Annotated in this window: 6 protein-coding genes; 2 read left to right on the forward strand and 4 right to left on the reverse strand. The window is 66.0% G+C overall.

Annotated elements, in window-relative coordinates:
- Positions 1–243 (forward strand): L,D-transpeptidase (locus EOD07_RS17690; protein WP_164772317.1); only part of this gene is annotated, 243 nt, incomplete at its 5' end.
- Between the two features lie 366 nt (positions 244–609).
- Positions 610–1,530: a bifunctional 5,10-methylenetetrahydrofolate dehydrogenase/5,10-methenyltetrahydrofolate cyclohydrolase gene (locus EOD07_RS17695; protein WP_127236386.1), complete on the forward strand. Its 921-nt coding sequence runs from the start codon at positions 610–612 to the stop codon at positions 1,528–1,530.
- On the opposite strand, the gene glcF is transcribed toward EOD07_RS17695, so the two are convergent.
- From glcF to EOD07_RS17715, 4 genes are all read right to left on the reverse strand, one after another.
- Positions 1,531–2,859, reverse strand: a complete 1,329-nt coding sequence (glcF, locus tag EOD07_RS17700; protein ID WP_127236387.1) for a glycolate oxidase subunit GlcF — start codon at positions 2,857–2,859, stop codon at positions 1,531–1,533. It lies immediately after the preceding gene.
- 10 nt (positions 2,860–2,869) lie between these two features.
- Positions 2,870–4,075 (reverse strand): FAD-binding protein, encoded by a 1,206-nt coding sequence (locus EOD07_RS17705; protein ID WP_127236388.1) that lies wholly within the window; start codon positions 4,073–4,075, stop codon positions 2,870–2,872.
- 76 nt (positions 4,076–4,151) lie between these two features.
- Entirely contained in the window at positions 4,152–4,616 is a 465-nt protein-coding gene (locus EOD07_RS17710; protein ID WP_245470197.1) for a DUF559 domain-containing protein, read from the reverse strand.
- A 50-nt stretch (positions 4,617–4,666) separates the two neighbouring features.
- On the reverse strand, positions 4,667–6,163 hold the full coding sequence (locus EOD07_RS17715) for an FAD-linked oxidase C-terminal domain-containing protein (RefSeq protein ID WP_041004369.1): 1,497 nt from the start codon (positions 6,161–6,163) through the stop codon (positions 4,667–4,669).
- Between the last annotated feature and the right edge of the window lie 255 nt (positions 6,164–6,418).

Consider the following 6,418-nt stretch of genomic DNA (forward strand, 5'->3'; position numbering starts at 1 on the left):
GAGATGATCAAGCGCGAGGCCGCCAAGGGCCGCTATCTGCCGACTTATCTCGCCGGCGGCATCGAGAACCCGCTCGGCGCCCGCGCGCTCTATCTCGGCACCACCGAATACCGCATCCACGGCACCAACCAGCCCTGGACGATCGGCGGCGCGGTGTCTTCCGGCTGCATCCGCATGCGCAACGAGGATGTCGTCGACCTTTACGAGCGCGTGAATGTCGGAACCACGGTCGAGGTGATATAGTCGCAGCGAATCAGCCGGTTAGACGGCGCAGCATTTTTAGTCTCCTGCTGTTGCCGCCAAGTCATAGTGCGATCCTGCAGGATGTGCTTAAACCGGTGCTGGAGTTTACGGGGGACGGGCCGTGTGGGGATACGGCCGGTCACAAAGGGCAGCGCGGGCAACCGCGCTGCCCTTTTCGTTTTTGAGTTTTCCTTTGACGCATGGCGCGGCAAGTCGCCCCGAAAGCAGGCGGTTTCGCTTTCGGGGCTGATTTCCCGGCGCGCCTCTGCTATTGCAGTGCACAAATCCTGATCGTCACGCAATTCCGGACGCAACGCCGCTTACGCGCTTCGTTCTTGAATTGCTTCAGAAGACAGAGGTGACGCCATGACCCGAACCGACGACAGCCGCTACCTGAAAGGCGGCCCGGTCGCCCAGCGCATCATCGCTTCGGTGCGCGAGGACGCGGCGATCGCCACGGCCGAGGGTTTCCCGCCGAAGCTGGTCTCGATCAGCGTGGGTGATATCGCCGCGGTCGATGTCTATGTGCGCAACCAGCGCGCCAAGGCGGCCCTTGCCGGCATCGGCTTCGAGGAACGGCGCTTCGCCGCCGACATCACCGCCGGCGAGCTGGAGGCCGCCATCCACGGCCTCAACGCCGACCCGCGCGTCACCGGCATCATCATCCAGCGGCCGGTGCCGGCGCATATCCCGATCAAGACGCTGCAGGCGGCGGTGCATCCGCTGAAGGACGTCGAAGGCATGCACCCGGCCTCGATCGGCAACATCGTCTACAACCAGCTCGACCTGGCGCCCTGCACGGCGGCGGCCTCGGTCGAGCTGCTCAAGGAAACCGGCCTCGACCTCCAGGGGCTCGAAGTGGTCGTCGTCGGCCATTCCGAGATCGTCGGCAAACCGATCGCCTTCCTGTTGATGAGCGAGGGCGCAACGGTGACGGTCTGCCACCACATGACGCGCTCGGTCGCGGCGCATGCGCGCCGCGCGGACGCGCTGTTCGTCGCGGTCGGCAAGCCCAGGCTGATCAAGGCCGACATGGTGAAGCCGGGCGCCGCCGTCATCGACATCGGCATCAATTCCGAGATCGGGCCCGACGGCGAAACCCGCATCGTCGGCGACGTCGACACCGACAGCGTCAAGGAAGTGGCCTCGTGGATCACGCCGGTGCCGGGTGGCGTTGGCCCGCTCACCGTTGCTATCCTGCTGCGCAACACCATGGTGGCGCTCAACCGCCAGCGCACGCTTTACCGCGCGACCTATGGCGTGCCGGATCAACTCGCGGCGGAGTAGTTATTCGGCAGCGATCAAACCGCTGTCGGAAACACCTTCCGGCTTCGGGCCGCCATAGGCCCAGTCGAGCAGCTTGATCGTGTGCACCACCGGCAGCCTGGCGGCGGACGCGATCTGGGTGATGCAGCCGATGTTGCCGGTGGCGACAATTGAAGCGCCGGTCGCCTCGATGTTTTTCACCTTGCGGTCGCGCAGCTTGGCCGAGATCTCGGGCTGCAGGATGTTGTAGGTGCCGGCCGAGCCGCAGCACAGGTGTCCTTCGCGCGGCTCGCGCACGACGAAGCCCGCCTTGGCGAGCAACTCCTTCGGCTGGCGCGTGATCTTCTGGCCGTGCTGCATCGAGCAGGCCGAGTGATAGGCGACGACCGTGCCCGGCTTGCGCACCGGCTCGGGCAGGTCGAGCGAGGCCAGATATTCGGTGACGTCCTTGGCCAGGGCCGAGACGCGCGCGGCCTTTTCGGCATACGCCGGATCGAGGCGCAGCATGAAGCCGTAATCCTTGATCGTCGTGCCGCAGCCGGACGCGGTGATGACGATCGCGTCGAGTCCACCCTTCTCGATGGCGCGCGTCCAGGCGTCGACATTCCGCCTCGCCGAGGCAAGGGCCTGATCCTCGCGGCCCATGTGATGGACGAGCGCGCCGCAGCAGCCCTCGCCTTCCGGCACGACGACCTCGACGCCGAGCCGTGTCAGCAGCGAGATGGTGGTGTCGTTGATGGCCGGGTCGAGCACCGATTGCGCGCAGCCGGTGAGGATGGCGACGCGGCCGCGTTTCTTGGTCCCCTGCCCGGCATGCGTGCCGGGCGAAGCCAGCGGCGATGCCGGCGGGATCGACGCGGGTGCGAGCTTCAGCATGGCCGCAACTGGCTTCAGCGCCGGCAGTTTCTCGAACAGGCCTATGAACGGCCGGCCGAGCCCGGCGAGCTTGAGCGCGGCGCGGAAGCGGCCCGGATAAGGCAGCACGGCAGCCAGCATGGCGCGGGTCAACCGGTCGAGCAGCGGCCGCTTGTAGGTCACCTGGATATGGGCGCGGGCATGGTCGACCAGATGCATGTAGTTCACGCCGGACGGGCATGTCGTCATGCAGGCCAGGCAGGACAGGCAGCGGTCGATATGGGTGACGATCTCCTTGTCGGCCGGCCGGCCGTTTTCCAGCATGTCCTTGATGAGGTAGATGCGGCCGCGCGGCGAATCCAGCTCGTTGCCCAGCGTCACATAGGTCGGGCAAGTGGCGGTGCAGAAGCCGCAATGCACGCATTTGCGCAGGATCTTTTCCGATTCCGCGACATGCGGGTCGGCAAGCTGCGCGGCTGAGAAGTTGGTTTGCATCGCGTTTGCTCTAAGCCATGCGGCCGGGGTTGAGAATCTGCTTGGGATCGAACTCGGCCTTGAGTCGCGCCGACAGCGCGGCCAGATGCGGCGGCTGCGGTTCGAACACCGGTAGCGCCGCGCGATGCGGTGCGGACGCGCGCACCAGGGTCGCATGGCCGCCGCCATATTTGCGGATCAAGCCGCGCAGCAAATCAGCCTCCGGATCGTCCTCGCGCATCGACAGCCACACCAAGCCGCCCTGCCAGTCGTAGAAGGCGTCGACCGCCGCTTGCATGCGCAGCGCCATCACCATGTGATGCGCCTGCGACGGCGCCATCGACACGCGCCATACCGGCCGCGTGCCGCCGTCGGAGAAAGGCCGGCAATCGCGGATGTCGCGCCAGATCGTCTTCGACGCCTCGCCGGCGATCTCTTCCAGCGGCCCGGCCTTGCCGAGCAGCTTGCGCAGCGCCTCTATGCGATAGACCACCGAGGGGCCAAACCCCTCGACGCGCAGCAGCGTGGCGGCGTCGCTGCCGTGCTTGCCGCCGGCGACCCTTGCGGCGATGCGCTCCGGCAGATGCGCCGCGCTCGACACTTCGGCGCTGGAGCCCAGCGCCAGCGCCATGGCGGCGACCGCCGCATCGTCGAGCAGGCCGCGAATGGCCAAGGTCACTTCGGTTTCCGCGGCCGGCAGCACCTTGAAGGTGACGTCGGTCAGCACCGCCAGCGTGCCCCAGCTGTTGGCCATCAGCTTGGAGAGGTCGTAGCCGGTGACGTTCTTGACGACGCGCCCGCCCGACTTGAACGCCTCGCCGCGGCCCGACACCGCCGATATGCCGAGGATATGGTCGCGTGCCGCACCCGCCTTGAGACGGCGCGGGCCGGAGAGGTTCGAGGCCAGCACGCCGCTAATCGTGCCCCTGCCTGGCGCGCCGCCGAGCAGGGGACCATAGTCCATCGGCTCGAAGGCGAATTGCTGGCCATTTTCGGCAAGCAGTTGCTCGATCTCGGCGAGCGGCGTGCCGGCCCGGGCCGAGAGCACCAGCTCTGCCGGCTCATAGAGAGTGACGCCGGTGAGCTTCGAGAGGTCGAGCGTGTGCTCGGTCTGCAGCGGACGGCCTATGCCGCGCTTGGAACCATGGCCGAGGATCTCCAGCGGCGATTCCTCCGCTGCCGCCCATTGGATGGTGGAGAGGGTTTCGGTGGATGATGATGGGGTGAAGGTGGTCATTGGCGCGCGCCTTTCCTCGCCCCCGCAAAGCGGGGGAGAGGTGGCTCGGGCGAAGCCCGAGACGGAGAGGGGGCCATCATAGAGCGCTGTCTCCGATCTTATTGGTTGCGAAAACAAACCGGAGGTCGGCAGCAACTACATCTTCAGCAAGCCGCCCTTCCAGCGCGGCAAGGATCGTCTCGCAAACGCTCCTGGTGTTCTTCAAAACATCGAAGCTCCAGAACCGCAGCACCGAGAAGCCTTCGCCGCGCATGAATTCGTCGCGTCGCCTGTCGTATGAGCTCTCCGCGTGCTGACTGCCGTCCAGCTCCACGATCAGCTTTTGGCTTCTGCAGGCAAAATCCGCGAAATACGGACCGATGGGCATCTGGCGAACGAATTTGTAGCCGCCCAGCCTCTTTGCCTTCAGCTCGTTCCAGAGGGTCGCTTCCGCCTGATTTTCACCGTGACGCAGCTCGCGCGCTCGGGCGATCTTTTCGGGCGAGCGGCGGCTCGGCTGATAGGGCGTCCCCCTCTCCGTCTCGGGCTTCGCCCGAGCCACCTCTCCCCCGCTTTGCGGGGGCGAGGAACCCAAGTTCTGAGATGCCCCCATCAAAACCTCGGAATATCCGGAAACGCCACCTGCCCGCGATGCACATGCATCCTTCCCAGCTCCGCGCAGCGGCGCAGCTGCGGAAACACCTTGCCGGGATTGAGCAGATGGTTGGGGTCGAAGGCGCATTTGACGCGCATCTGCTGGTCGAGGTCGATCTGGTTGAACATTTCCGGCATCAGGTCGCGCTTCTCGACGCCGACGCCGTGCTCGCCGGTCAAGACGCCGCCGACCTCGACGCAAAGCCGCAATATGTCGGCGCCGAAGCTTTCGGCCTTGTCGAGCTCGCCCGGCACGTTGGCGTCGTAGAGGATCAGCGGATGCAGATTGCCGTCGCCGGCATGGAAGACATTGGCGACGCCGAGGCCGTATTTCTCGGAGAGATCGCGCATGCCGGCAAGCACCCGCGGCAGCTCCTTGCGCGGGATGGTGCCGTCCATGCAGTAATAGTCGGGCGAGATGCGCCCGACGGCCGGGAAAGCCGCCTTGCGGCCGGCCCAGAAGCTCAGCCGCTCCTGCTCGGACTGCGAGATGCGGCAGGTGGTCGAGCCGTTGCGGTAGGCGATCGCCTCGACGAGGCCGATCAGATGGTCGACCTCGACGCTCGGCCCGTCGAGCTCGACGATCAGCAGCGCCTCGACATCGAGCGGATAGCCGGCATGGACGAAATCCTCCGCCGCGTGGATCGCCGGGCGGTCCATCATCTCCATGCCGCCGGGGATAATGCCGGCGCCGATGATGTCGGCGACGCACTGGCCGCCCTCCTCGCTGGTCGGAAAGCCGATCAGAAGCGCGCGCGCCGTCTCCGGCTTCTTCAGGATGCGGACTGTCACCTCGGTGACGACGCCGAGCAGGCCTTCGGAGCCGGTCATGACGCCGAGCAAATCGTAGCCTTCCTGGTCGAGATGGCCGCCGCCGAGGCGCACCACCTCGCCATTCATCAGCACCATCTCGATGCCCAGCACATTGTTGGCGGTGAGCCCGTATTTCAGGCAGTGCACGCCGCCGGAATTCTCCGCGACGTTGCCGCCGATCGAGCAGGCGATCTGGGAGGATGGATCGGGGGCGTAGTAAAAGCCCTCCTGCTCGACGGCGGTGGTGATGCCGAGATTGGTGACGCCCGGCTGGGCGACGACGATGCGGTTCGGGTAATCGATTGCCAGGATGCGGTTGAAGCGGCTCATCACCAGCAGCACCGCGTCCTCGAGCGGCAGCGCGCCGCCCGATAGTGAAGTGCCTGAGCCGCGCGGCACGACGCGGATGTTGCGCTCATTGCAGTACTTCAGCACCCGGGAAACCTGCGCCACCGTTTCCGGCAGCACCACGACCAGCGGCAGCTGCCGGTAGGCGGTCAGGCCGTCGCTTTCGAAGGCGCGCATTTCATGGGCCGCGTCGACGACCCCCTCGCCCGGCACGATGATGCGCATGTCGGCGACGATCTCGGCGCGCCGGCGCATCGTCTCGGCATCTGGCTTGGGCATGGCTAGGCCGGACATCGGTCATCTCGCTTGACTGGTCAAAATCTTTTACCAGCCTGACGGTTTTGTTGCAAACACTGCTTTGGTCGCATCGGACGGCGAGCGTAACGCCAGGCTTCCGCAGCGGCAATCTGCCGCTGTACCCTTCCCCTTGTGGGGAGGGTCGCGAACAAGGTGAGCGGGGCGGGGCGCGGCGCCGACGATGCACTCTACGAGCCCCTCCCCGATCCGCTGCGCGGATCGACCCTCCCCACAAGGGGGAGGGTAAAAAAG

The sequence above is a fragment of the Mesorhizobium sp. M2C.T.Ca.TU.002.02.1.1 genome, from assembly GCF_003997225.1.